22 protein-coding genes and 1 pseudogene are annotated in these 22,958 nt (G+C 63.2%); 4 read left to right on the plus strand and 19 right to left on the minus strand.

All coding sequences use genetic code 11. From position 1 onward, the window contains the following. Positions 1–250: 250 nt before the first annotated feature. Entirely contained in the window at positions 251–1,249 is a 999-nt protein-coding gene (locus tag M2427_RS15545) for a tripartite tricarboxylate transporter substrate-binding protein (RefSeq protein WP_280707259.1), read from the minus strand. 545 nt (positions 1,250–1,794) lie between these two features. Here M2427_RS15545 and M2427_RS15550 point away from each other — a divergent pair. Next, on the plus strand, positions 1,795–2,640 hold the full coding sequence (locus M2427_RS15550) for an MBL fold metallo-hydrolase (protein ID WP_280707261.1): 846 nt from the start codon (positions 1,795–1,797) through the stop codon (positions 2,638–2,640). A 282-nt stretch (positions 2,641–2,922) separates the two neighbouring features. Here the strand turns inward: M2427_RS15550 and M2427_RS15555 are convergent, their stop codons facing one another. The 14 genes from M2427_RS15555 to M2427_RS15620 all read right to left on the minus strand — a co-directional run bounded on the left by M2427_RS15555 (position 2,923) and on the right by M2427_RS15620 (position 15,605). After that, positions 2,923–3,852 (minus strand): polyphosphate kinase 2 family protein, encoded by a 930-nt coding sequence (locus tag M2427_RS15555; RefSeq protein ID WP_280707262.1) that lies wholly within the window; start codon positions 3,850–3,852, stop codon positions 2,923–2,925. Then, complete coding sequence (locus tag M2427_RS15560) at positions 3,812–4,831, minus strand: branched-chain amino acid ABC transporter permease (protein WP_280707263.1); 1,020 nt, start codon at positions 4,829–4,831, stop codon at positions 3,812–3,814. Before M2427_RS15560 ends, M2427_RS15555 begins: the two co-directional genes overlap by 41 nt. Beyond that, a complete protein-coding gene (locus M2427_RS15565; RefSeq protein WP_280707264.1) occupies positions 4,828–5,709 on the minus strand; it encodes a branched-chain amino acid ABC transporter permease in 882 nt (293 codons plus the stop codon). The genes M2427_RS15560 and M2427_RS15565 overlap by 4 nt, the downstream gene beginning before the upstream one ends. Positions 5,710–5,715: 6 nt before the next feature. After that, complete coding sequence (locus tag M2427_RS15570; protein WP_280707265.1) at positions 5,716–6,420, minus strand: ABC transporter ATP-binding protein; 705 nt, start codon at positions 6,418–6,420, stop codon at positions 5,716–5,718. Next, on the minus strand, positions 6,420–7,190 hold the full coding sequence (locus M2427_RS15575; RefSeq protein ID WP_280707267.1) for an ABC transporter ATP-binding protein: 771 nt from the start codon (positions 7,188–7,190) through the stop codon (positions 6,420–6,422). Before M2427_RS15575 ends, M2427_RS15570 begins: the two co-directional genes overlap by 1 nt. Positions 7,191–7,206: 16 nt before the next feature. Beyond that, positions 7,207–8,517, minus strand: a complete 1,311-nt coding sequence (locus M2427_RS15580) for an ABC transporter substrate-binding protein (RefSeq protein WP_280707268.1) — start codon at positions 8,515–8,517, stop codon at positions 7,207–7,209. 91 nt (positions 8,518–8,608) lie between these two features. Next, entirely contained in the window at positions 8,609–9,313 is a 705-nt protein-coding gene (locus M2427_RS15585) for an NUDIX hydrolase (protein WP_280707270.1), read from the minus strand. A gap of 29 nt (positions 9,314–9,342) precedes the next feature. Continuing rightward, positions 9,343–10,368, minus strand: a complete 1,026-nt coding sequence (locus M2427_RS15590) for an ABC transporter substrate-binding protein (protein ID WP_280707271.1) — start codon at positions 10,366–10,368, stop codon at positions 9,343–9,345. Between the two features lie 199 nt (positions 10,369–10,567). Next, positions 10,568–11,341, minus strand: a complete 774-nt coding sequence (locus M2427_RS15595) for an anti-sigma factor (RefSeq protein WP_280707272.1) — start codon at positions 11,339–11,341, stop codon at positions 10,568–10,570. Further along, entirely contained in the window at positions 11,338–11,856 is a 519-nt protein-coding gene (locus M2427_RS15600) for a sigma-70 family RNA polymerase sigma factor (protein WP_280707273.1), read from the minus strand. The genes M2427_RS15595 and M2427_RS15600 overlap by 4 nt, the downstream gene beginning before the upstream one ends. Before the next feature lie 40 nt (positions 11,857–11,896). Beyond that, the gene (locus M2427_RS15605; protein WP_280707274.1) at positions 11,897–13,366 is read right to left on the minus strand and encodes a YncE family protein; all 1,470 of its coding nucleotides are present in this window, start codon (positions 13,364–13,366) and stop codon (positions 11,897–11,899) included. A 9-nt stretch (positions 13,367–13,375) separates the two neighbouring features. Continuing rightward, positions 13,376–13,909, minus strand: coding sequence for a DUF305 domain-containing protein (locus tag M2427_RS15610; RefSeq protein WP_280707275.1), 534 nt, complete (start codon positions 13,907–13,909; stop codon positions 13,376–13,378). 92 nt (positions 13,910–14,001) lie between these two features. After that, positions 14,002–14,787 (minus strand): ABC transporter permease, encoded by a 786-nt coding sequence (locus M2427_RS15615; RefSeq protein ID WP_280707276.1) that lies wholly within the window; start codon positions 14,785–14,787, stop codon positions 14,002–14,004. After that, positions 14,787–15,605: an ABC transporter ATP-binding protein gene (locus M2427_RS15620; protein ID WP_280707278.1), complete on the minus strand. Its 819-nt coding sequence runs from the start codon at positions 15,603–15,605 to the stop codon at positions 14,787–14,789. The genes M2427_RS15615 and M2427_RS15620 overlap by 1 nt, the downstream gene beginning before the upstream one ends. Positions 15,606–15,737: 132 nt before the next feature. On the opposite strand from M2427_RS15620, the gene M2427_RS15625 reads away from it, so the two are divergent. Continuing rightward, positions 15,738–16,520, plus strand: a complete 783-nt coding sequence (locus M2427_RS15625; protein ID WP_280707279.1) for an ABC transporter ATP-binding protein — start codon at positions 15,738–15,740, stop codon at positions 16,518–16,520. Next, positions 16,517–18,076, plus strand: a complete 1,560-nt coding sequence (locus tag M2427_RS15630) for an ABC transporter permease/substrate-binding protein (RefSeq protein ID WP_280707280.1) — start codon at positions 16,517–16,519, stop codon at positions 18,074–18,076. The genes M2427_RS15625 and M2427_RS15630 overlap by 4 nt, the downstream gene beginning before the upstream one ends. Before the next feature lie 30 nt (positions 18,077–18,106). Here M2427_RS15630 and M2427_RS15635 read toward each other — a convergent pair whose 3' ends face one another. Continuing rightward, positions 18,107–18,493 (minus strand): rhodanese-like domain-containing protein, encoded by a 387-nt coding sequence (locus M2427_RS15635; protein WP_280707282.1) that lies wholly within the window; start codon positions 18,491–18,493, stop codon positions 18,107–18,109. A 145-nt stretch (positions 18,494–18,638) separates the two neighbouring features. Between M2427_RS15635 and M2427_RS15640 the strand changes: the two are divergent. Then, positions 18,639–18,865 (plus strand): annotated as a pseudogene (locus M2427_RS15640) (ABC transporter permease); the annotation flags it as partial. 118 nt (positions 18,866–18,983) lie between these two features. Here M2427_RS15640 and M2427_RS15645 read toward each other — a convergent pair. The 3 genes from M2427_RS15645 to M2427_RS15655 all read right to left on the minus strand — a co-directional run bounded on the left by M2427_RS15645 (position 18,984) and on the right by M2427_RS15655 (position 22,938). Beyond that, on the minus strand, positions 18,984–19,916 hold the full coding sequence (locus M2427_RS15645; protein ID WP_280707283.1) for an aspartyl/asparaginyl beta-hydroxylase domain-containing protein: 933 nt from the start codon (positions 19,914–19,916) through the stop codon (positions 18,984–18,986). Positions 19,917–20,017: 101 nt separating this feature from the next. Further along, positions 20,018–21,730, minus strand: coding sequence for a sulfatase-like hydrolase/transferase (locus M2427_RS15650; protein ID WP_280707284.1), 1,713 nt, complete (start codon positions 21,728–21,730; stop codon positions 20,018–20,020). 215 nt (positions 21,731–21,945) lie between these two features. Continuing rightward, positions 21,946–22,938 carry an ABC transporter substrate-binding protein gene (locus M2427_RS15655; protein WP_280707285.1) on the minus strand — a complete coding sequence of 331 codons (993 nt, stop codon included), beginning with the start codon at positions 22,936–22,938 and terminating at the stop codon, positions 21,946–21,948. Positions 22,939–22,958 lie beyond the last annotated feature (20 nt).

The raw sequence follows: 22,958 nt of genomic DNA on the forward strand, positions 1-22,958 counted from the left end.
GTCCGCCAGCGCTCACGCGAGATCAAGGACGTTGCCTCTTGGGCCGCGATTGTGATCTCGCACCGCAGCGAGATTTCTCGCGCGGACTGCACGCTGTTGAGGCAAATGTTAACGCGGCGATGCTCTTGCCCCTCATGGTGAGGAGGCGCGTCAGCGCCGTCTCGAACCATGAAGGCCCTTATCTCTCCCGTAGCGCATCCTTCGAGACGGCCGCTGCGCGGCCTCCTCAGGATGAGGACCAAGCTCGTGGCTATTCCGGCTTGATATCCGCAGCCTTCACGATCGGCCACCATTTCTCTGTCTCGGCCTTCTGGAAGGCGCCGAGCGCTGCGGGCGATTGCTGCGCAGCCGGCGGAATTTCCTGGCCCAGTTCGGCAAAGCGTTGCTTGACGGCGGGATCGGCAAGCGCCGCGACAATGGCCGCGTTGAGTTTTGTGACAATCTCTTTCGGCGTATTCTTCGGTGCCCAGATGCCGTGCCAGTACGAGATGTAGAGGCCCGGCAGGCCCGCCTCGTCGACGGTCGGCACGTCAGGCGCGGACGCAAGCCGCGTCGGCGACGTCACGGCGAACGCCTTGATCGCACCGTTCTTGTAATGCTGCAGCGAGTTCGAGGCCTGGTCGAACATGATATCGATCTGTCCGGCGACGAGATCGATCATTGCGGGCCCCGCACCGCGATAGGGCACGAACTGGAAATCGGTGCCGGTCTTCTCCTTGAAGAAGACGCCGGCGACATGCGCGCCAGTGCCGGCGCCGGCAGTGCCAGCCGTAGCCTTGCCGGGATTCGCCTTCAACCAGGCGATCAGCTCTTTCAGATTGTTGGCCTCGAGCGACTTCCGGCCAACGATCAGCTGCGTGCCCATCGCGACCAGCGCGACCGGCTCGAAATCGGCGACCACATCATAGGGCAGCTTGAAGATCCCGCCATTGAGCACATGCGTGCCCCAATGGCCGATCGTGATGGTGGTGCCGTCAGGCGTTGCCCGCGCGACGCGGGCCCCGGCGATGCTGCCGGAAGCGCCGGCGACGTTTTCGACCACGACCGTCGCACGCAATTCGGCTCCGATCCGCTCCGACAGGATCCGCGCCAGTGTATCGGTCGGCCCGCCCGCCGCGAACGGGACCACCAGCGTGATGGGACGCGATGAGAAAGGCTGGGCCTGGCCGGATGGGGTCCACACGAAGCATCCGACCAACGCGCAAATGACGATCACATGACCGCGCAACCCGACCCGCAGCCCCCGCATCACACTCTCCCAAGTTTCTTGTTGCCCGCATGTCATCAGCGGACTGGAGTACGAGTGAACGATGCCGGATGAGCCCAGGCAAGATGAAAAGTTTGCAACTAACGCCCGAGGCGCTGCAAAACGCACAGCGCCGGGCAGGTAGGGGCTCTGCCTTGCTGATGCAGCCCACTAAACCTTGACCCGGCGTGCCGTTCGCGGTTTCTGCCGCTATGCGATAGTCCGAACGAGCTCCATCGCACTTAACGCGGCTGGATTTGCGGAGGTGGAGTCATAGACCTCCCCTTGCTCACGAGGTGGACGTTACGCGCCGCGCTGATCGCGACCACACGCATGCTCCTCCCGTGACATAAAACTGTCAAGCGCGATCAATGTCCCCAAGGATCACATTTGCACAGCTGTTCCGCGACAGATTGACCGCGTGGAGGGCGGAATAAATCCCTCTTCGCAGCGTTTGTGTGAAGTAGAATCTCCGCCTCCCGCGCTATCCTTTTTTCAGAAAGCCAGAGATGAAAGCATTATCTTGCATTGCGGTTCTCGTGACCCTCATGAGCGGATCTGCTTTTGCGCAGACGCCGCCGCAGACCTCGACCAGGAAGGTCGACGGCACCGACAACGTCTACATCTTCCGCTATGGCGGCCATCAATCGATGTTCGTGGTGACGCCGCAGGGCGTGATCGCGACCGATCCGATCTCTTATCTGCGTCCTGCAAAGCCCTATATCGACGCGATCAAGGCCGTCACCGACAAGCCGATCAAATACGTCATCTACAGTCATCACCATTACGACCACATCGCCGGCGGCCAGCCGTTCAAGGACCTTGGCGCCACCTTCATCGCGCATCGCCGCACCAAGGAGCGCCTGCTCGAGCTCAAGAAACAGAATTCGCTGCTGGCCGATGTCGTGATGCCGGACCAGGTGGTCGACGACCAGAAGATCATCAAGCTCGGCGGCACCACGCTGGAGCTCGATTATGTCGGCCGCAACCATTCGGACAATTCGCTGGCGATGCGGTTGCCGAAGGAGAAGATCGTCTTCGTCGTCGATTTCGCGCCGATCGAAACCGTCCAGTTCCGCAACATTCCCGACAACGCCTCGCCGCTCGAATACATCGCCTCGCTGAAGAAGCTCGCGTCCCTCGACTGGGAGCGAATGATCCCCGGCCATCCCAACGCCGGCGGCCGGCTCGGCACCAAGAAGGATGTCGAGGACGACATCGCCTACATGGAGGATCTCTCGGCCGAGGTGAAGAAGGCGGCCGATGCCGGCAAATGCTTCGACGCCGCGATGAAGGACGTGAAGCTGCCGAAATACGAGAAGTGGGCGAACTACGAGACGAGCCTGCCCGCCAATGTCGAGCGCTTCTGCTACTGGTGGGGCCGGGGCTACTAACGGCTCGCGCCGAACGCGTAGGGTGGGTTAGACGAGCGACTGCGCAACGCGCGGTCGCTCGGCGTAACCCACCAACTTGTGGATCCGCGGAGGCAAACAGGGCTAACCCACGAGACTGCGCTTTGCCCACCCTACGAGACCTGTCGCGATGATGACATCATGCCCCTGTTTTGCCCGACGGAGCAAGTTAATTTCTCAAAATCCGAACTTCATCCGCATCGACCGGCAAGTCGTTGATTCCGCTATCGTCGGCTACTGTGCATGGGGTTGTTTTCGCCTCTCTCATTTCGCCCGCTTCTTGCCGTTCTTCCCTTCCTGCTCCAGCGCCTCGCGCACGTTCTTGAATTCAGCGAGCGAGGCCTTGTCGGCGCGCGGAAAGCGCAGGTCGAGTTTCTCCAGCTCGGCGACGATGACCGAGCCGATCACGACGCGGGCGAACCATTTGTGGTCGGCGGGCACGACATACCACGGCGCATGCGGCGTGGCCGTGTGGCGCACGATGTCCTGATAGACCGCCTGATAGCGTGGCCACAGCGCGCGCTCCTTGATGTCGTCCATCGAGAACTTCCACTGCTTGGCGGGAATCTCGAGGCGGTCGAGAAAGCGCAGGCGTTGCTCCTCCTTGGAGAGGTTGAGGAAGAATTTCAGCACCACGGTGCCGTTGCGGCAGAGATAGCGTTCCCAGGCAGAGATGTCCTCGAACCGTTCCCACCAGATGTTTTTGGTGACGACCTTTTGCGGCAGCTTCTCCTTGGCGAGGAGCTCCGGATGCACGCGGGTCACCAGGCATTCCTCGTAATGCGATCGGTTGAAGATGCCGATACGGCCGCGCTCGGGCAGTGCGACCATATGGCGCCAGAGGAAGTCGTGGTCGAGCTCCTTGCTGCTCGGCGCCTTGAAGGCCGTGACTTCACAGCCCTGCGGATTGATGCCTTCGAAGATCGCCTTGATCGCACTGTCCTTGCCGGCGGCATCCATGGCCTGGAACACGATCAACACCGACCAGCAGTCCTGGGCGTAGAGCTTCTCCTGAAACGCGACCAGCCGCTGCTTGTTGGCGTCGAGAATTACCTGCGCCGTCTCCTTGTCCAGATCGTCCTTCTCGTCCGTCTTGTAATTCTTCAGGTGGAACTTGCCGGACCCGTCGTGCCGGAATGGAGTGATGTAGCGGTCAAGTTCCTGGGCGAGCGACTTGGACGGGTTTTTGCTCATGAGCGCGGGGCACCTTGCGTTGCGACTTCAATCGGTCGAGCAGGCTACCAAGGATACCCTTGGGAAGGAATATGATGAAAAGCACCAGCAGCACGCCGTAGACGAGATTGTCCCAGCCGACCGCCTTGGTGCCGAAGCCGATGCGCAGGGTCTCCGCGAGCAGGATGGTGATGACGGCGCCGATGGTCGGGCCGAGCGAGACGAACAGGCCGCCGACGATCGCCGCGAACACCATCTGGAGCGACACGGCGATGCCGGAGACGGTGTCGGGCGTGATGAACATCTGGTACTGGCAATAGATCGCGCCCGCCAGCGCCGTCATCACGGCGCTGATCAAGGTGATCTTGAGCTTCTCAGCGGTGACGTCGACGCCCGTAGCGGCCGCGGCATCCTCATCCTCCGAGATCGCCTCGAGCGCGTAGCGGCTCATGCTGCGGTCGATCAGGTGCCAGACGACGATCCCGGCGAGCCAGACGCCGAGCGCGATCAGATACCAGGTGGCCTTGTCGTCGAATTGCAGCGCGATGAGCTTGTTGCCTGAAGCGCGGTTCGGCGTGTAGCCGAGCGAGCCGCCGGTGTAGTCGCGCGTCGCCGTGATGACCTGGAGCACGATGCCTGACAGCGCCAGCGTCACCAGCACGAAATAGTGCCCGGTGATGCGGAAGCGAAAGCAGGGATAGCCGACGATCAGCGCCAGCGCGCCGGCCGCGACCATGCTGATGGGAATGCCGATCCAGGGCGACACGCCGAGATGATTCCACAGCAGCGCGGTGACATAGGCGCCGATGCCCATGAAACCGCCATGCCCGAGCGAGACCAGACCGAACCGCCCCATCATCGACCACGATGTATAGGCGAACGACCAGATCAGGATCAGCACCAGAATGTGCAGGTGGTAGGGATCGCGGTAGACGAAGGGCAGCGCGACCAGCGCCGCCAGTCCGACAGCCCATGCTGCAAGTCGCCCCTGCCCCATCATCGGCGCCTCGCGAGCAGGCCCGCGGGCCGGATGAACATCATGACGATGAAGAAGGCGAAGGCGAGCACGTAGCCCCATTCGAGATCGGAGAACAGGCCGCCCAGCGAAATGATTTCCGCGAAGACGAAGGCCGCGATGAAGCCGCCGATGAAATTGCCGAGGCCTCCAAGCACGCAGATCAGGAAGGTGATCGGCCCAAAGGAGAGGCCGACGAATGGATGCACGTCATATTGCAGCACCAGCAGGCAGGCGGCGAGCCCGGCCAGCCCGCCGCCGATGGCTGAGGTGATGAGATAGATGCGTTTGGTGTCGACACCCATCAGCGCCATGATCTGACGATCCTGCGAGATGGCGCGGATCGCCGTGCCGGTGAAGGTCCGGGTCATGAACAGATAGACCGCGACCATGCCGACCAACGCCGCCAGGAACGACAGAAGCCGCGCGTAGCTGAAGTTCATGTCGCCGAAGGCGAGCACCGGCAGGCGGATGCCGAGGTTGCGGAAGTCGATGCCGAAGGCGACCGTCGCAAAACTCTGCAGCACGAACAGCACGCCACCGGTGGCGAGCAGCTGGTTGATCGGCGGCGCGGTCAGCAGCGGCGCGATCACGAGGAAATGCAGCAACGCGCCGAGGACAGCGACCAGCAGGACGGTCAGAGGCGCGGCGATGAAATAGCTGATGCCGTAATACTGCACCATGAAGTACATGGCGTACATGCCGATCATCACCAGCTCGGCGTAACAGATCCAGGTCACGTCGATGACGCCGAAGATCAGGTTCAGCCCGAGCGCGAGCAGCGCCAGCACGCCGCCGAGCAGGATGCCGTTGATGACGGCTTCCAGCAGATAGATATCGAAAATGTCCAGGAACGACTGCATCTGCCCTCACACCCCCAGATACGCTTCCTTGACCGTGTCGCTCGCCAGCATCTCGGCCGATGTGCCGGACGCCCTGATCGTGCCGGCCTCGATCAGATAGGCACGGTCGACCACACGCAGCACCTGCTGCACGTTCTGCTCGACGATCAGCACCGTCAGCCCGCGGCCGCGAATCCGCTTCACCAGCTCGAACACCTGCTGCACCACGACCGGCGCCAGTCCCGCCGACGGTTCGTCCAGCAGCAGGAGTTTGGGGTTGGACATCAGCGCGCGGCCGATCGCGCACATCTGCTGCTCGCCGCCGGACATGGTGCCGGCCATCTGACGGCGGCGTTCCTTCAGCCGCGGAAACAGGTCGAACACGAGCTCGAGCTGCTCCGCGTATCGACCGCGCGCCTCCTTCATGAAGGCGCCCATCTTGAGGTTGTCGTCGACCGTGAGTTGCGGAAACAGCCGCCGGTTCTCCGGCACATGCGCAATGCCGAGGCTGACGATCCTGTGCGCCGGCGTCGCGATGACATCGACGCCCTCCATCGCGATCGATCCGCGCGAGGGGCGGATCAGGCCGGAGATGACGCGCATAAGGGTGGTCTTGCCCGCACCGTTCGGCCCGATGACGCCGACGGCCTCGCCAGCCTTGACGTCGAGATTGACGTCGAACAGCGCCTGGAAGGTGCCGTAGCCGGCGTTGACGCCGCGAAGCTCCAGCATCATTGGCCTCCCGCGCGGCGGCGCGCTTCGGCGGCCGCCGCCTGCGTGGTCTCGGCATCGGTGCCGAGATAGACCTCGATCACGCGCGGATCGCCGGCGACCGCGCTCGGCAAGCCCTCCGAGATCTTCTCGCCGTGATCCAGCACCATCACGCGGTCGACGACGCGCATCAGCACGCCCATGATGTGCTCGACCCAGATGATGGTGATGCCGAGCTCGTCGCGGATGTTGCGCAGCATGTCGGCGGCCTGGCCCATCTCGGCCTCGTCGAGACCGCCGAGGCTTTCATCGGCGAGCAGAAGCTTTGGCGCGGTGGCGAGCGCCTTCGCAAGCTCGAGCTTCTTCAGGCCAGCTGCGCCGAGGCCATCGACGCTGGCATGGCGATCGGTCGGCAAGCCGACCATCGCGAGCGAGCGCTCTGCCGCCTCCTCGGCCTTGACGCGGCTGTGACGGCCCTGGCCGTAGAAACCGGCAAGCGCGACATTCTCGAAGATGCTCAGCCGCCGGAACGGCCGCGGGATCTGGAAGGTGCGGCCGATGCCGCGGTTGATGATCCGGTGCGGCGCAAGGCCGGCAATCTCCGAGCCATCGAACAGGATCGATCCGGCGCTCGGCGACAGCGTACCGGAGAGCATGTTGAAGATCGTGCTCTTGCCCGAGCCGTTGGGGCCGATCAGGCCGAGGATCTCGCCCCGATCGACCCTAAACGACACGTTGCTGACGGCGGTGAAGCCGCCGAACCGCTTCACCAGCCCACTGACCTCCAGCACCGCCCCCGCTCCGCTGCTACTGGTTGCTGTAGGTGGTGCCCTTGGGCAGCGGCAGCACGGCTTCGCGCTGCGCCTGGCTCTTGGGCCACACCACATAGGATTTGTCGTCGATGTACTGGATCACGACGGGGAACGAGCGCTCGTTCTGGCCGGCCATCGGCTGTCCCTCGCCGTAGAATTTGACGCCGAAGCCGAGCATCGTCCCGCCTTCCGGCAGATCGACGTCGAGCGCCGCCTTGCGCAGGGCATCGGGATCGGCGCCGCCGTACTTCTTGATTGCGCGCGGCAGCACTTCCGTCATGAAGACGTACGTGTTCGAGGCTGCCATTCCGACATGCGCCGAGCGGATGGCCACGCCCGGCTTCACCTTGTCAAACTCCTCGCCGACCATCTTGATGACCGGCGCAAGCTTGGGATCCATGGTCTTCTGGTTGGCGAGCCAGATCGAGATCGGATCAGTGTCGAAGAGATAATTGGCGTCGGTGCCAAGACCTTCCTTGAGCTTTTCATAGACGCCGTAGCCCGCACCATGACCGACGAGCGCCGCAAATTTCAGGCCCTGTTCGCGCGCCTGCCGCAGCAGCAGGGTGATATCGGGATTGTACCCGGTGTGAAAAACGACATCGGGCTTGGCGCGCTTCAGTTTCGTCACGAGCGCGGAGAGGTCCGGCGCGGTGGCGGAATAGCCTTCCTTCAGGACGACGTTGAAGCCCGCCTTCTTCGCACCGGCCTCGTTGCCCTTGGAGACGTCGACACCATAAGCACCGTCTTCGTGGATAATGGCGACCCGCAGGTCCTTCGGCTCCTTGCCGAACTTCTCCTTGGAATTCTGCGCGATGAAATCCATCGTCATCATGCCGAACTGATCGCCGCTCGCCTGCGGACGGAAGATGTATTTGTAGTTCTTGTCCGCGAGCACGGCCGAGGAAATGCAGGTGGTGATCCACATGAACTTCTTCGCCTGCTCAACGCGGGCTGCCACCGGTACGCACTGCGCCGAAGAGAAGAAGCCGAGCAGCATGTCGACCTTTTCCTGCTCGATCAGCCGCACCGCCTCGTTGATGGCGATGTCGGGCTTGCTTTGCGCGTCGGCGTAGACGGCCTCGATCTTGTAGCCCTCGACCCCGGTCTTGCTGTACTGGTCCAGCATGATCTTGGCGCCGATATATTGCAGCTCGGAGCCGCCGCCGGCGAGCGGGCCGGTCAGGTCGAAGATCACGCCGATCTTGATCTTTTTCTCTTGGGCCTCGGCCGAAACAGTCAGGCCCATCGCTGCAATCGCGATCAACAGCCCACGTACCAAGCGGACAGCCATGCGCAGGCGCATCTAAACCTCCCTGGACGATTGTGCATTGCAGTTTTTTGTTTCTGCTTTTCGCCCATCACATGGGCTCGGCCGCACGATGTCAAGCCTCGCGTCAGCGCGAGGCGAACTGCTGCGCCATGAAGGCCGTGACAAACCGCGGCATGGTCGGCGTGAGATCATCCATCCCGCGCACGAGATGGATGGCCGAAAGCTCCGGCTCGTCCTGATCAGCCAGATTGGCTTCGATCCGCGCGCGAGCCGCCTCTCCAGGCATATCAAGGTTGAGGATCTGGATCATGGCAAGTGCGCTACCGGTGACGACACAGTGCCAGTCCGCCTCGGCCGAATAGTCGGCGGGCGAGAGGCCGGTCTCCTCTTCGAGCTCTCGGACGACACTGCCGGGAATGTCGAGCGTGCCATCCCTGACATCGTCGAGATCGGGCGTGCCTGACGCGAAATAGATGCGCCCGGCATTGGCGGTGTGATGGGCCATTTCGCCCATCACGAAGGCGCCGTCGGACGTGCGCAGTGCGCCCATGCCGAACCCGTTGAACACGGCACGGTCGGGAAAGCCCCAGTCGCGCCAGGCCAAGAAGCTCGCGAAATCCGTCTCGAAATAGGTCGCGGCGAGATGACCGTCGGTGAAGACGGCATCGCACCCGAGCAGAACCCGGCCGTTCCAGAGTTTCGGCCGCGCCCGTTGCTGCTCGGCGAAATGCGCGGCGATGTCGGCGCGCCGCTCTTCGGCGAACGGCCAGACGACGGGGCGCACGGCAAGATCAAGCGTCGAGACGCGATGGATGGTCGGTGACGTCATGACGCCTGATTACCAAGCCTTCGCGTCAGTTATTTGGCGCTCCCCGTGGTCTTCTTGGCCTGGTCGACGAACTTGTTGGTAAAAGTCTTGCTGACGTCGATCTTGGCGTTGGCGACCTCCGGCGAGCCGACGCTGAACACCGCGAGCACGGCGTCTGCACCCTTCGGATCCATCTTGCCGGTCTCGGAGAACATCGGGATCGTGTTCTTCAGCGCGGCGAGATAGAGATCCTTGTTCTTGCCAACCATCTCGTCCGGCATCTTCGCCATGATCTCCTCGGGCGAATGCGAGTGGATCCAGGCGATCGTGGCGACCATCGCGTTGGTGAGCGCCTGTGTCTCCTTCTCGTGGCCGTTGATCCAGGCCACGGTCGAGTACAGCGCGCCGCCGGGATATTCGCCGCCAAAGGTCTCAAGCGTGTCCTTTTGCGTCCGGGTGTCGCTGAGGATGCGCAGATCCTTGTGGCTGCCTTGGAGCACGGTAACTGAGGGATCGAGCATCACCGCAGCGTCGATCTGACCCTGCTCCATCGCAGCCACCGCGGTGGCGCCGAGGCCGACGCCGATCACGGCGGTGCCGGCGGGGTCGAGGCCGTTCTTCTTCAGCAGATACTTCAGGAAGAAATCGGTAGAGGAGCCCGGCGCGCTGACGCCGACCTTCTTGCCGGCGAGATCCTTGATCGACTTGATATCAGCCGTGTGCGACGGCGCAACCACCAGCACGAGGCCGGGATAGCGGTCGTAGACCACGAACGCCTGAAGCTCCTGCTTCTTGGCGGCGAGATTGACGCAATGGTCGAAATAGCCCGAGACGACATCGGCGCTGCCGCCGAGCACGGCCTTGAGCGCGTCCGAGCCGCCCTTGAGATCGACCAGGTCGACGCTGAGGCCAGCCTTCTCGTATTCGCCGAGCTGCTTGGCCAGCACCGTCGGCAGATAGCACAGGCAGGCGCCGCCGCCGACCGCAACGGTCACTTTGCTTTGCGCTGCGGCAAAACCGGTGGTGAGCGTCAGCGCGAGCAGCGCGCCGGCGAGCCTGGCAATCGTGTTCTTCATTGGTTTCCTCCGTTCGGCTGGCGGCACCATAGAGCAGCGGGACCGGCTTGAGAAGGACGCGCAAGTGCGCTGGTCATCAGCCTTTTGGCGCAGCGGCATGCGCCCACGACAACAATCTCTGATGGTGAGAATCGTCCATGAATCACCTTGCTGACGGGCTGTCGATCACCACCGCCTTCGTCGCCGGATGCGGCGCGACCTAGATCGGCCCCGCCTGTTTCCGGATCTCGTTTGCGATCGGCTTAAGAACGTCCCCCGGAAGCTGGCCGACGAGCGTATAGCCCATGCCACGATCCGCCCATGCGAAGCCCGCGACATCGCCGGCCGCGTGCGGCATCATCGGCGCATCCTGACTGCCGCTGCTCATTGGACGTGTCAGCATGACGAGACGGTCGCCCTGATCGTCATCATACATGAACATCGCGGCTGGACCATGCGAGGTCGCAACCAGGCGCCCGCCCATCAGCCGGTAGCCCGACGTGGAGAGATCAGGCACCTTGACCGCCCGCTTCAGCCGGCTGGACACCCATTGCGTGAGCTCGGCACTGTCGGAAGCTCGTATCTCGACCGGCCGCACGCGGTCCGGTGCATAGACGTCATAGGAGTAGGCAGCCTCCTGCGCCAATGCGGACAATCCGTTCGAGCCATTCAGCGACAGACTACGCATGGTCCAGCCGCCGAGACCGCCGATGCCGAGCAGCAATAACGCCGCAATAGCTCCCCACGCTCGCAAAGGGGAACGCTTCCGGCGCTCGATGATTTGCGACAGGGTCAGCTCGGCCGGCACTGGTTCATCTGCGATCGAAGCTAACGCGCTGCGCAACTGCTCGCGCTGGCTGGCGAACGTCGCGACGCGCCCGGCGGCATCCGGATGATCGTTCAGATAGGAGGCAACCTCTCCACGGCGCTCGGGTGCAAGTGCGTGATCCACATAGGCGTGGAGATCATCTTCCGTGATCGGTCGCTGGCTCATTTGATGCTCCGCAATTCCACGACATTCCCCGGTGCAGCCCCCTCCATCTCCTGCTGCAACCTTTCCCGCGCGCGTGACAGGCGCGACATCACCGTCCCAACCGGGATATCCAGCATTTTTGCAGCTTCGGCGTAGGAAAAATCCTCGACTGCAACAAGCAGCAGCACGGCCCGCTGCTCCTCAGGCAGCCTTGCAAGCTTGTTCAGGACGTCCTGGTAGATCAGCCTGTGCTCCTGTGCGGCAGCACTCACGAGCTCACGCTCGCCTGCATCGTCGATCGGCATATGCCTTCCCCGAGTCGCGGCCTGACGGAATTGAGTGACCGCCAGATTGTGGAGGATGGTGAACAGCCAGGCGCGCACGCTGCCGTCACGCCGCTGATGCCAGCGGCTGACGGCGCGCTCCAGGCAATCCTGAACCAGATCGTCGGCGGTTGTGCGATCACGCATCAGCGCGCGCGCATAACGGCGGAGCGAGGGGATCAGTGGTTCGACCTGAACCAGCATGTCCTTCATGGGGCGCTCCGCCTGCCTTTCGTTGGCGCCCGATGGCGCGTCATTGCGTCTCGATCTGGACCGCGCCGCCGGGCCCAGCTGCATCACCGGAGGCAATCACGAGATATCGCTTTCCAGAGGCCCCGGACTGATCGACGATCTGGCGGATCGGACCAACTGCGTTGACGATAGCCGATCCGGCCGGATTCGTCATGAAGGCCGCCAACGGCTGCAGCGGGCCGCCTCCATCGTTCCGCTCCGCCAGCGCAAGCACATATTTCTGCTTGGGCTGAAGTCCCGTCACCGAAGCCTGCAATATCTGAATCAGGCCCTGGTCGAACAGCGAGACGCTGGTCGGCGCCGCGCCATCCTTCGATCCGTCCTTGGGGCCCATCGAAAGATGGGCGACCTGCCCGGCCACGCCCAGCGGTTGCAGGTTCTGGCGGTCATCCGGATTGGGCGCCGCGCCTGGAACGTAGGCGATCGCCTGCGGTGCCTGGCCGATCGGGACATTCGCAACCACGCTGTTCGTCGCAGTGTCGATCGCTGCGAGGGCGTCGGCGTTCTCGAGCCCGACATAAATGCGCGTGCCATCGCCGGACGGCCAGACGCCATGGGGCAGATTGCCGACCGGGATGGTCGCGACCTGCGAAAAATCGTCCGTGCGGAAGACCCTCACCAAGTTCAGGCCACCGATGGTGACATAAGCGAATGTGCCCTTGGCAGTATGCGCAAAGTTGACGTGATTCGTGATCGGTCCGGTGTCGATCGTCTTGATCAGGTTGAACGGGGGCTTCGCGTTGAACACCTGGGTCCGGCCGACATCTTTCAGCGTAAACCAGACCTGGCTTCCATCGGGCGTTGCCGCGATGTTCGGGCAGAACGGGCTCTCCTGCTTCACCGTGGCGATGATCTTGTGCTCGGCGACCGCGACCACATCGGTCTCGGGATTGAACGACGAGCAGATATAGCCGTACTTGCCGTCGGGTGAGAAGATCTGCATCCCCGGCCCGTTCGGGGTCGTGATGCGGGTCTTCTCCTCCAGGCTCTTCGCATCGATCACGGAGATGTAGTTTTCACCGCGAACGGTGACCCACACCTCCTTGCCATCCGGCGTAAAGAACGCCTCGTGCGGCGACCGCCCGACATAGGTCACGCGCTTGACCGCGTTGGTCGCGGTGTCGATGAAGCTCACCGAATTTGAGCCGATCGACACCACGGCGAGCGTCTTGTGATCGGGCGAGAAACCCATGCCGTGCACGAGAACCTGGCCCTTATAGAGCGGGCTGAAATTGCCGGGCTGCGGGTCTCCGAGGCGGATCACACCAAGCAGCTTGTTGTCGACCGGATCTGTTACCGAGACCGTGTTCGAGAACTGCTCCGCGGCATAGACGCGGTCGTGATGGCTGATCGGAATATCGGCGGCGAACAGCGCGCCCGGCGCCTGCCCTGCCCATGCGGCCGAGCCGGTGGCGAGCATCGTGGCCGCCAGGAAAATGCTCTTCATGATGTTGCTTCGCGACGTCTTCATCTATCACTCCTATTTCTTCATTCCGGCGGACATGTCCATCTGCATGCCCTGATGATGAACTGCTGCGGCTGTAACGGATGGCGGCTGCGTCGGGGCCGGCGTCGTGTCCGTTGCAGGTTCGCCGATCGCGAGCTTCATCGCCGCGATCTCCTGCATCTGATCGACGATGATTTCCTGGGCGATGCGTCGTAGCTGTTCGTTCTTGCCGTAACGCAGTTCGATGACCGCCATGTCGATCGCGCCCTGATGATGCGGATTCATCATCGCAACGAAGTCGCGATCGACATCGCCGGTCGGCTTGGCCGCCATGTCGTTCATCATCTTGGTCATCGCCGCGTCGTTCTCTTCCAGGAACGCATGCTCTTCCGCACCCTGCGCAACCGATGGGGCGGCGGGGTGGGCTTCGTGCGCGAGCACGAGCGACGGCAGCGCGAATGCGACGAGAATGCGCGCGCCGATGAGCGCCGTGCCGAGGCCCGGCCTCGGCCATCGGCATCTGCCTGCGAGCGCCGCAACGACGTGGCGAAACTGTAACTGGTGCATCCTGAACTCCCATGCAGGTGATCGCATGGGGGTATGACGCGTGGGTGCGCGTTCTATTCCGGCCGGCCAATCACATAAATGTCAGCAGGCAACTAGCCGCGACCGTCCACGGTCGGTCGCCAAACCAGGAGCCTGCGCTCCACCAGCGTCACGCCGAAGTCGATCAGGATGACGAAGGCCGACAGCACGAACATGCCGGCGAACACGCCGGCGACGTCGAATATGCCTTCTGCCTGCTGGATCAGATAGCCGAGCCCCGCCGCCGATCCCAAATATTCGCCGACAACGGCGCCGACCACGGCGAAGCCGACCGAAGTGTGCAGCGAGGAGAACATCCACGACAACGCCGACGGCCAATAGACGTGCCGCATCAACTGCCCCTCGCTCATGCCGAGCATGCGGCCATTGTCGAGCACGGTGCGGCTGACTTCCTTCACGCCCTGATAGACGTTGAAGAACACGATGAAGAACACCAGTGTCACGCCGAGCGCGACCTTGGACCAGATGCCGAGGCCCAGCCACAGCGCAAAGATCGGCGCGAGCACCACGCGCGGCAGCGCGTTGACCATCTTCACGTAGGGGTCGAACACCGCAGCCACCAACGGCTGGCGCGCGAACCAAAAGCCGATGAGGACGCCGCCGAGCGAGCCGATCACGAAAGCGAGGATCGACTCCACCAGCGTGATCCAGAGATGTTTCCAGATCACGCCCGAGACGAACCATTTGACGATCTGGTCGAACACGTCGACCGGATTGGAGAAGAAGAACGGCGGCAGCAGGATCTTGCCGAACACCGGCACTGATGACAGCAACTGCCACAGCGCGATGCAGACGATCGCGACCAGGATTTGCAGTGCAAGCAGCGTGACGCGCGACATTATACCGCCTCCGCCGCGTGGGTGGATTGCGCGTAACCCTTCATCACCTCATCCTTGAGCACGGCCCAGATCTCGCGATGGAGCGCATGAAACTCCTTGTCGAGCCGGACCTCGAAAATGTCGCGCGGGCGAGGCAGCGTCACGCGCCAGTCACCGATGATGCGCGAGGACGGCCCGGCCGACATGATCACGACGCGGTCGGCGAGCGCGATCGCCTCTTCCAGATCATGGGTCACGAACAACACGGCCTTGCGATCGGCATTCCAGAGGTCGAGCAGCAGATTGCCCATGACCTGGCGCGTCTGCGCATCAAGCGGGCCGAACGGCTCGTCCATCAGGAGGATTTTGGGATCGCGGATCAGCACCTGCGCCAGGGCCACGCGCTTGCGCTGGCCGCCGGAGAGCATGTGCGGATAGCGCCCCGCAAAGGCGCCGAGGCCGACGGAGGTCAGCCATTTCTGCGCCTGCGGCAGCGCGGCGCTGCGTGGCGTGCCCTTGATCTCGAGCCCGATCGCGACATTGTCGAGCGCGGTCTTCCAGGGAAACAGCGCATCGGCCTGGAACAAATAGCCGGCGTCCCGGTTCAGGCCGGCGAGCGGACGGTCAAATATCTTGACGTTGCCCGCAACCGGCTTGAGCAGCCCGGCGGCAACGTTGAGCAGCGTGGATTTCCCGCAACCAGTTGGCCCGACAATGGCGACGAACTCGCCCTGCGAGACCGTCAAATGGGCCTTCTCCACGGCCGTATAGACCCGCTCGTCCCCCAGCCGGAACGCAACCTTGGCATCTTCCAGCGCCACTGCCGTGGGCGTTGTCATGTGTTCCCTCCGAACTTGGCTTGATGCCTTAGCCGCTCGCGCGGCCAAGTTCAATCAAGGCGCCAAGCGTGCTACGCATGGGTCTGTCATTCCCTGCCCCATCGGGCGGGTCAAGCAAGAGAGCCGCGCCCAATGCCGTCCAGGCCGATGATTGGCTATGTGCACGTCACCAAGAGCTTCGGCCCCCTCAGGGCCGTCGACGATGTGTCGCTCGACGTTGCCGAGGGCGAGTTTCTGGCCGTCGTCGGCAGCTCGGGCTCCGGCAAGACTACGCTGCTCCGTCTCGCCAACCGGCTGATCGAGGCCGATGGCGGCACCATCACAGTGGAGGGCGAGGACGTCCAAAACATCGATCCGGTCGCGCTGCGGCGCCGGATCGGCTACGTCTTCCAGAGCGGCGGGCTATTCCCGCATCTGAGCGTCGCCGACAATATCGGGATTACGCCGAAGCTGCTCGGCGCACCGGCATCCGAGATCGTGGCACGCGTCGATGAGCTGATCGAGCTCGTGCAGCTCGATCGTACCGCGCATCGCAACCGGCTACCGGAGGCACTCTCGGGCGGCCAGCGCCAGCGCGTCGGCGTGGCGCGCGCGCTCGCCGCAAAGCCCCGCATCCTGCTGATGGACGAGCCGTTCGGCGCGCTCGACCCCCTCACTCGCGATGTGCTCGGCGAGGATTTTCGCGAGCTGCATCGCAAGCTCGGCCTGACCACGGTGATGATCACGCACGATATGACGGAGGCGATCCTGCTCGCCGATCGCATCGCGGTCATGCGCGGCGGCAAGCTGCTCGCGCAGGGCACGCCGGCGGAGCTGTCGGCGAGCAGCGACGGCTACGTGCTGGAGCTGCTGCGCTCACCACGGCGCCAGGTCGAGCGGCTGAACGCGCTGCTGCCGCAGAGTGGTGCGGCATGATTTTTTTCGCTGATCCGCGCTGGGGCGAAGCGCTGTCGCATTTGCCCGACTATCTCGGCAACCATGTGCGGGTGAGCCTCGCCGCACTTGCGCTCGGCCTCATCGTCAGTCTGCCGCTGGCGATCCTGACGCGCAATCGCCCGGCGCCGCGCGCGATCCTGCTCGCCTTCGCCAGCATCGTGCAGACGGTACCGGGACTGGCACTGCTTGCGCTGTTCTATCCGCTGCTGCTGCTTGCAGCCTCCGTGACGCTGAAATGGTTCGGCGTCTCCTTCTCGGCCTTCGGCTTCCTGCCGGCCATGCTCGCGCTGGCGCTGTATTCGATGCTTCCAGTGCTGCGCAACGGCATCACCGGGCTGAACGGCATCGACCCCGCACTGATCGAAGCCGCCAAGGGCGTCGGCATGACGGCGCGACAGTCGCTCGTCATGGTCGAGCTGCCGCTGGCGCTACCGGTGATGATGGCGGGCATCCGCACGGCCGCGGTCTGGGTGATCGGCACCGCGACGCTGTCGACGCCGATCGGGCAGACCAGCCTCGGCAACTACATTTTTGCCGGGCTGCAGACCCAGAACTGGGTGTTCGTCCTGTTCGGCTGCGTCGCTTCAGCCCTGCTTGCGCTCGCCGTCGATCAATTGCTGGGCCTGATCGAGAGCGGCTTGCGTCAGCGCGGCCGCGTGCGCGCCGGGCTTGGCGCGATCGGGATCGCGGCGCTGGTTGCAGCGACGCTGGTGCCGACGATGGGGCGCTCGTCGTCCGGCTATGTGGTCGGAGCAAAAACCTTCGCCGAGCAATATGTATTGTCGGCGCTGCTTCGAGACCGCCTCCAGGCGGCTGGTCTCTCCGCCACCGCGCGATCGGGCCTCGGCTCCAGCGTGATCTTCGGGGCCCTGAAGGCTGGCGACATCGATCTCTATGTCGATTACTCCGGCACGCTCTGGGCCAATCAGCTGCGCCGCACCGACATCAAGCCGCGCGCGGAGCTGGTCGCAGAGCTAAAGACGGCGCTCGCCAGGGACAACATCACCCTGCTCGGCGAACTCGGATTCGAGAATGCCTATGCGCTGGTGATGCCGAAAAAGCGCGCCGACGCGCTCGGCATCCGCACCATCGCCGATCTCCCAGCCCATACGTCGACGATGTCGATCGCCGGCGACTACGAATTCTTCTCGCGGCCGGAATGGGCGGCGCTGCAGAAAGCCTATGGCCTCCAGTTCGGCGCGCAGCGCCAGATGCAGCCGGACTTCATGTATGCAGCGGTGGCGAGCGGCGAGGTCGACGTGATCGCGGGCTACACCAGCGACGGGCTGATCGCGAAATATGATCTGGTTGCACTCGACGATCCCAGGCAGGCGATCCCGCCCTATGACGCCATCCTGCTGCTGGCACCGAAGCGCGCCAGCGACGAGCGGCTGAAGGCGGCACTGGGCCCGCTGCTCGGCAAAATCGACATCACCACCATGCGCGAGGCAAACTTGCGTGCCAGCGGCAATGACGCGAACTCGTCGCCGGACGTGGTGGCGAAGTGGCTGTGGGAGAAGGTCGGCGGGCGCTAGGCCATCACGCCCAGCGCACCGCCAGCTCTGCTACAGGACCGGCTTCTCGATCGCGCCGCCGGCGTCGACCCAATCCTTGAAGCCGCCGACGTTGTAGACGTGGCTGTAGCCCATGTCCCGAAGCAGCTTGCCGGCAAGGGCGGAGCGGCCGCCGGAGGCGCAGTACAGGATCACGGTCTTGTCCCGGGCGAAGGCCTTGTCGTAATAGGGCGACTCCGGATCGGCACGGAATTCCAGCATCCCGCGGGAGACGTTCACTGCGCCATGAACCTTGCCGCTCTTCTCGACCTCCGGCGCATCGCGCACGTCGAGCACGAGGACGTTGCCCTTGCCGATCATCTCCTTCGCCTCAGCCGGCGTGATCTTTATCACGACGGCGTTGGCTTCCTCCAACATCTGCTTTACGGATATTGCCAAATGAGCTCTCCTGAGTTTCGCGGTTTCTCGGACCTCCCCATACAAGGCATTGTCCGTCATCGCGTCCTTCATTCGGATGACAAGACAAGGCGTTCTAGAGTCCCCGGATCATTCCCGCACTGATCAGCAGCCTGTTCAGCCGCCGGCGCTGCAGAAAGCCTATGGCCTCCAGTTCACCGCGCAGCGTCAGATGCAGCCGGACTTCATGTATGCGGCGGTGGCGAGCGGCTGAAGGCGGCACTGGGCCCGCTGCTCGGCAAGATCGACATCACCACCATGCGCGAGGCAAACATTCGCGCCAGCGGCAACGATGCGAACTCCTCGCCGGACGCGGTGGCGAGGTGGCTGTGGGAGAAAGTCCGCGGGCGCTAGGCTATTCCTGCTCGCACCGCCGGGCATGCTCCGCACCGGCGCCCGTGCCCTGTCCCTCGGCTTTAGTTTGAAAACAACATGCGCGCTCGAAAGATTGCAACAGCGCAATATGATACTGTCACGCAAACGCCGTCGCCAGGAATGCGGCGAGGATGGCGCCGATCAGGGCGAACTTCACCGTATAGTATACACGCCTGTTCCAGGCCTTCATCCGCTTGCCGAGCAGTCGCACCTGGTAGGCGTAGCCGAATACGCGGTTGATCCAGCCGACGCGTTCACCCTCGACGTTCTGGGTCGCGCTTTCCCGGATGATGTGATCGGAGAACCAGCGGTTGACTGAAGTCATCACCTTGCTCGTCAGCGGCCGCTCGATGTCGCAAAACAAAATCAGCCGGTCGTCGCTGGTGGTATTCTCAGCATAGTGCAGATAGGTCTCGTCGAACAGCAGGGCCTCGCCGGCGTGCCAGGTATAGGGATCGCCGTCGATGAAGATGCGGCACTCGCCGGGCGATGTCGGCACCTGCAGGCCGAGGTGGTAGCGGATCGAGCCGGCAAAGGGGTCGCGATGCTGCACCAAGCGTCCGCCCGGCGGCAAGTTGGTGAACATCGCGCCCTTGATATTCGGGATCGAGCTCAATAGCGCGACAGTCCTGGGGCAGTTGGCGAGCGCTGAGGGCAGCGGCTCATCGTACCATTTCAGATAGAAGCGCTTCCAGCCGGTACGGAAGAAGGAGTTGAAGCCCCAGTCGTTGTACTTGTCAGCGGCCTTGATCTGGCCTTGCGCAAACAGTTGCAGCGCCTCCTCGCGGATGGTCTGCCAGTTGTCGCGCAGCACCTTCATCTCGGGGAACGATGCCTCCTCGATGATCGGCCGGTTCGGCACGGCCGAGAACATGTACATGAGCACATTGTACGGCGCCATCAGTGTCGAATGATCGGTGAACTGCCGCCAGAAGCCGAGCCGCACCTTGCCGCGGAAATGCACGGCGACCGTCGAGCCGATGAAGGCCCACAGCAAGAGGAATTGCGGCGAGAGGAGACGTAATACCATGGAAGATCCCGCAAAAAATCGACCTGCCAGAAACCTAACAGAAACATGCAACCACGTTCAAGACTGCGCCTCGCGCTTGAGCGGGAACCGTTGCTGCGGCGCTACAGCCCCCTAATCATACCGGCGTCGATCAGCAGGCGATTGAAGCGGCGCGCCTCGGCGCCGTCATCGCAACCGTAGAACATGCCTTTGCAGCGCAACATGATGTTCCGCTGCTCCGCAAACGACGGGTCGAGCGGAATACCGGCGGCTTCCTGGATTACCAGCGGCAGATAGGGACCGTCGATCGTGTCCATCACGGCCTCGCTCTTCACCGGCTCGAAATTGACCGCGTCGATTGCGTAATAGGTCGCATAGAGACGTCGATCATAGGCGTCGAGCTTCTTGCCGATCGCGCCTTCGTCGAGCCCGGGCTCGAGGATAGCAGGCGCGAACTCGGGCTGGTGATCGCCATAGCGTACGATCAGGAACGGCTCGCCGGCAAAATTCTTCTTCAACCCAGCGACGAAGGCTTTGTATTGCTCGGCGCTCATCGCCTGGCGGCGCAGATATTCGTCGATCGACGGCACGTTGCCCGGCGCGCGCCAGCCCGGCATCAGATCGGGACGGAAGCGCGTCTCCCAGGGAAAATGATTGGCACCGAGATAGATGAAGGTGAACAGCGGCTTGTTCGGCGTCCGCTCGCCCATCAGCCGCAGGGCCTTGTCGTAGAAGAAGCTGTCGGGCTCGACGTCCTTCGCACCAAGATCAAGGGAGTCGAGGAAGCGCTCGACACCGGTCGTCGTCTGAAAACTGCGCGCGCCCATGAAACCGCCATAGGCGGGATAGAGCGACATGGTGTCGTAGCCACAGCGACGCAAGCTGAGCGGCAGGCCGCGCTCGACGCGGCCCGATGCAATGCGCGTCACGAAATAGGCGAAGCGGCCGAACGAGCGCGAGGACAGACCAGCAAGCACGTTGTATTCGGTAAACCAGCTCGGCCCGCCATTGCTTTCAGCCAGGAAGGTGCGCTCCTTGCCGTCCCAGGACTTGAAATGGCTGCCATAACCCGGCGGCACCTTGATGCCCCGCGCGGCGCGGATGTCGAAGCTCGATTCATCATGGATCATGATGATGTTCGGCCGGCGGCCGGCCGGATGGCAGGCGTCGACCAGCGGCATATTGAGTCGCTCATTGGTCGCGGCGGCCGACTCCATGAAGCCGTACTGCATGAAATCCGAGACCGCAGTGACGCCGGAGCGGAAGAATTTCGAGAGATAGCCATCGTCGTAATAGCCGCGCCAGGCTTCGTCAGGATGATAGGCGGAATAGAACACCAGGGCGGCGAGACAGGCGAGCTTGCAGGTGAGCGCCGGAAGGCGGCGGATGCGGAACGGGTCGAGCCACCACAGCGCGTACATCAGGGGCAGCGTGACGAGGCCCGCCCCGATCACCGACCAGCGCAAATTCGGGAAGATCGTGAACAGGAACGCGACCGTGTCACGATCGATCATCATCAGGTCGATGAAGTTGACCGTCATCTGCACGACGTCGTGCTTGAGCCGCGACAGCAGCACCAGCACCACGACCATGGTCAGCGACAATGCGCCGGACAGCGCGGGTCGGCGCAGCAGCGTGATCCAGAAGAAGTTGAGGATGCCCCAGGCGAGCAGGAAGGAGAGGCGCGAACCGAAATCGGTCTCGGTCTCGTACATCAGCGCAAGTGCAGCGAAATGCGGCGCGGTCACAGCGAGCAGCCGCCAGATGCCGAGCGCGGCGACGCTCGCCAGGACGGCGGTGGTGGCGGAAGGACCTGGATTGGGCGCGGACGCCATCGACGACACGCTGAACTTGGGTCCGGCGCGGTGATGCTATGGCGCCTGGCCGACCTCGAGACGACCAGGGCGTCCGGCGCAGCCGGCTGCACCGTGTCATAAAACTGTAATGGAACAGTCACCGACAGGCAACGCGGAGGGCGATGCGACCTTTGCTTAATGTTAGCGGGAGGCGAAGGGCCGCAGCCCGGTCACCGCCTCGATCGCAGCACCGGCTACTCGATCACCTCGTCGGCCCGGGCGAGCAGGTTCGGCGGAATTGTCATGCCGAGCGATCTTGCGGTCTTCAGATTGACGATCGTCTCGATCTTGGTCGACCGCTGAATGGGAAGATCGGCCGGCCTCGCCCCCTTCAGGATCCGCGCCGCATAGCCGCCGACCAGACGCGAGGCGTCGTGCGCACTGGCCCCATAGCTCACGAGACCGCCCAGATCAACGAACTCGCGCTGAAAATACAGGGTCGGCAGCCGCTGCTTCGCCGAAGCCTCGATGATCTGGACGCGATTGACGATGAAGACCGGATCAACCGTCACGAACAGCGCCTCGACACGGGCTTGCGCGATCTCGGCAAAGGCTTTGTCGATATCGTCCTTTTGACTGGCCTTGAGCACGAGCAGGGTTTTTCCGATGGCCTTGGCCGCCACGCTGGCGCTTTCGAGCTGGGCCGCTGCGGTCGGCCGGTTGGGGTTCACCAAGACGCCGATCGTCGTCGCCGCCGGAACCAGTTCGCTGACCAGCTCCAGATTTTTGGCTCCGAGTTCGCCGGCGAGCCAGGTCACGCCAGTGACGTTGCCGCCAGGCCGGTTCAGGCTTTCGACCAGGCCCGTCGACACGGGATCGTCCCCGGTGAGGAACACGATAGGGATAGCGGACGTGGCGCGCTTGGCCGCAAGCGCGGCCACGTTACCGCCCATCGTGACGATCACGCCGACCTGCTTCTGGACGAGCTCAGCCGCGAGTTCGGGCAACCGGTTGAACTGCCCCTGAGCCCAACGATATTCGATGGCGACGTTGCTACCTTCGATCAGCCCGGCGGCTTTGAGCCCCTCCTGGAAGCCGGTGACCACCGTGACAAAGGTCTCCGGCGAACCGCTGGCAAGGAAACCGATCGTCGGCCGCGTGGCTTGAGCGAGCGCCCGGTTCGTCCAGATCGGCAAGGTGCCGGCTGCGAGAAAAAATGTGCGTCGATCCATCTCTGCCGTACGCATGAAAATATCGAAGTGAAACA

Source organism: Bradyrhizobium sp. BR13661, assembly GCF_029892425.1.
GTDB lineage: Bacteria > Pseudomonadota > Alphaproteobacteria > Rhizobiales > Xanthobacteraceae > Bradyrhizobium.

What these genes read in the sequence shown, in the direction of transcription:
- M2427_RS15560 (WP_280707263.1), bottom strand. Translation starts at nt 4,831, where the DNA reads ATGATGGGGCAGGGGCGACTTGCAGCATGGGCTGTCGGACTGGCGGCG.
- M2427_RS15610 (WP_280707275.1), bottom strand. Translation starts at nt 13,909, where the DNA reads ATGCACCAGTTACAGTTTCGCCACGTCGTTGCGGCGCTCGCAGGCAGA.
- M2427_RS15590 (WP_280707271.1), bottom strand. Translation starts at nt 10,368, where the DNA reads ATGAAGAACACGATTGCCAGGCTCGCCGGCGCGCTGCTCGCGCTGACG.
- M2427_RS15620 (WP_280707278.1), bottom strand. Translation starts at nt 15,605, where the DNA reads ATGACAACGCCCACGGCAGTGGCGCTGGAAGATGCCAAGGTTGCGTTC.
- M2427_RS15645 (WP_280707283.1), bottom strand. Translation starts at nt 19,916, where the DNA reads ATGGTATTACGTCTCCTCTCGCCGCAATTCCTCTTGCTGTGGGCCTTC.
- M2427_RS15585 (WP_280707270.1), bottom strand. Translation starts at nt 9,313, where the DNA reads ATGACGTCACCGACCATCCATCGCGTCTCGACGCTTGATCTTGCCGTG.
- M2427_RS15615 (WP_280707276.1), bottom strand. Translation starts at nt 14,787, where the DNA reads ATGTCGCGCGTCACGCTGCTTGCACTGCAAATCCTGGTCGCGATCGTC.
- M2427_RS15595 (WP_280707272.1), bottom strand. Translation starts at nt 11,341, where the DNA reads ATGAGCCAGCGACCGATCACGGAAGATGATCTCCACGCCTATGTGGAT.
- M2427_RS15630 (WP_280707280.1), top strand. Translation starts at nt 16,517, where the DNA reads ATGATTTTTTTCGCTGATCCGCGCTGGGGCGAAGCGCTGTCGCATTTG.
- M2427_RS15565 (WP_280707264.1), bottom strand. Translation starts at nt 5,709, where the DNA reads ATGCAGTCGTTCCTGGACATTTTCGATATCTATCTGCTGGAAGCCGTC.
- M2427_RS15555 (WP_280707262.1), bottom strand. Translation starts at nt 3,852, where the DNA reads ATGAGCAAAAACCCGTCCAAGTCGCTCGCCCAGGAACTTGACCGCTAC.
- M2427_RS15600 (WP_280707273.1), bottom strand. Translation starts at nt 11,856, where the DNA reads ATGAAGGACATGCTGGTTCAGGTCGAACCACTGATCCCCTCGCTCCGC.
- M2427_RS15550 (WP_280707261.1), top strand. Translation starts at nt 1,795, where the DNA reads ATGAGCGGATCTGCTTTTGCGCAGACGCCGCCGCAGACCTCGACCAGG.
- M2427_RS15545 (WP_280707259.1), bottom strand. Translation starts at nt 1,249, where the DNA reads ATGCGGGGGCTGCGGGTCGGGTTGCGCGGTCATGTGATCGTCATTTGC.
- M2427_RS15650 (WP_280707284.1), bottom strand. Translation starts at nt 21,730, where the DNA reads ATGGCGTCCGCGCCCAATCCAGGTCCTTCCGCCACCACCGCCGTCCTG.
- M2427_RS15605 (WP_280707274.1), bottom strand. Translation starts at nt 13,366, where the DNA reads ATGAAGACGTCGCGAAGCAACATCATGAAGAGCATTTTCCTGGCGGCC.
- M2427_RS15655 (WP_280707285.1), bottom strand. Translation starts at nt 22,938, where the DNA reads ATGCGTACGGCAGAGATGGATCGACGCACATTTTTTCTCGCAGCCGGC.
- M2427_RS15625 (WP_280707279.1), top strand. Translation starts at nt 15,738, where the DNA reads ATGCCGTCCAGGCCGATGATTGGCTATGTGCACGTCACCAAGAGCTTC.
- M2427_RS15580 (WP_280707268.1), bottom strand. Translation starts at nt 8,517, where the DNA reads ATGCGCCTGCGCATGGCTGTCCGCTTGGTACGTGGGCTGTTGATCGCG.
- M2427_RS15570 (WP_280707265.1), bottom strand. Translation starts at nt 6,420, where the DNA reads ATGCTGGAGCTTCGCGGCGTCAACGCCGGCTACGGCACCTTCCAGGCG.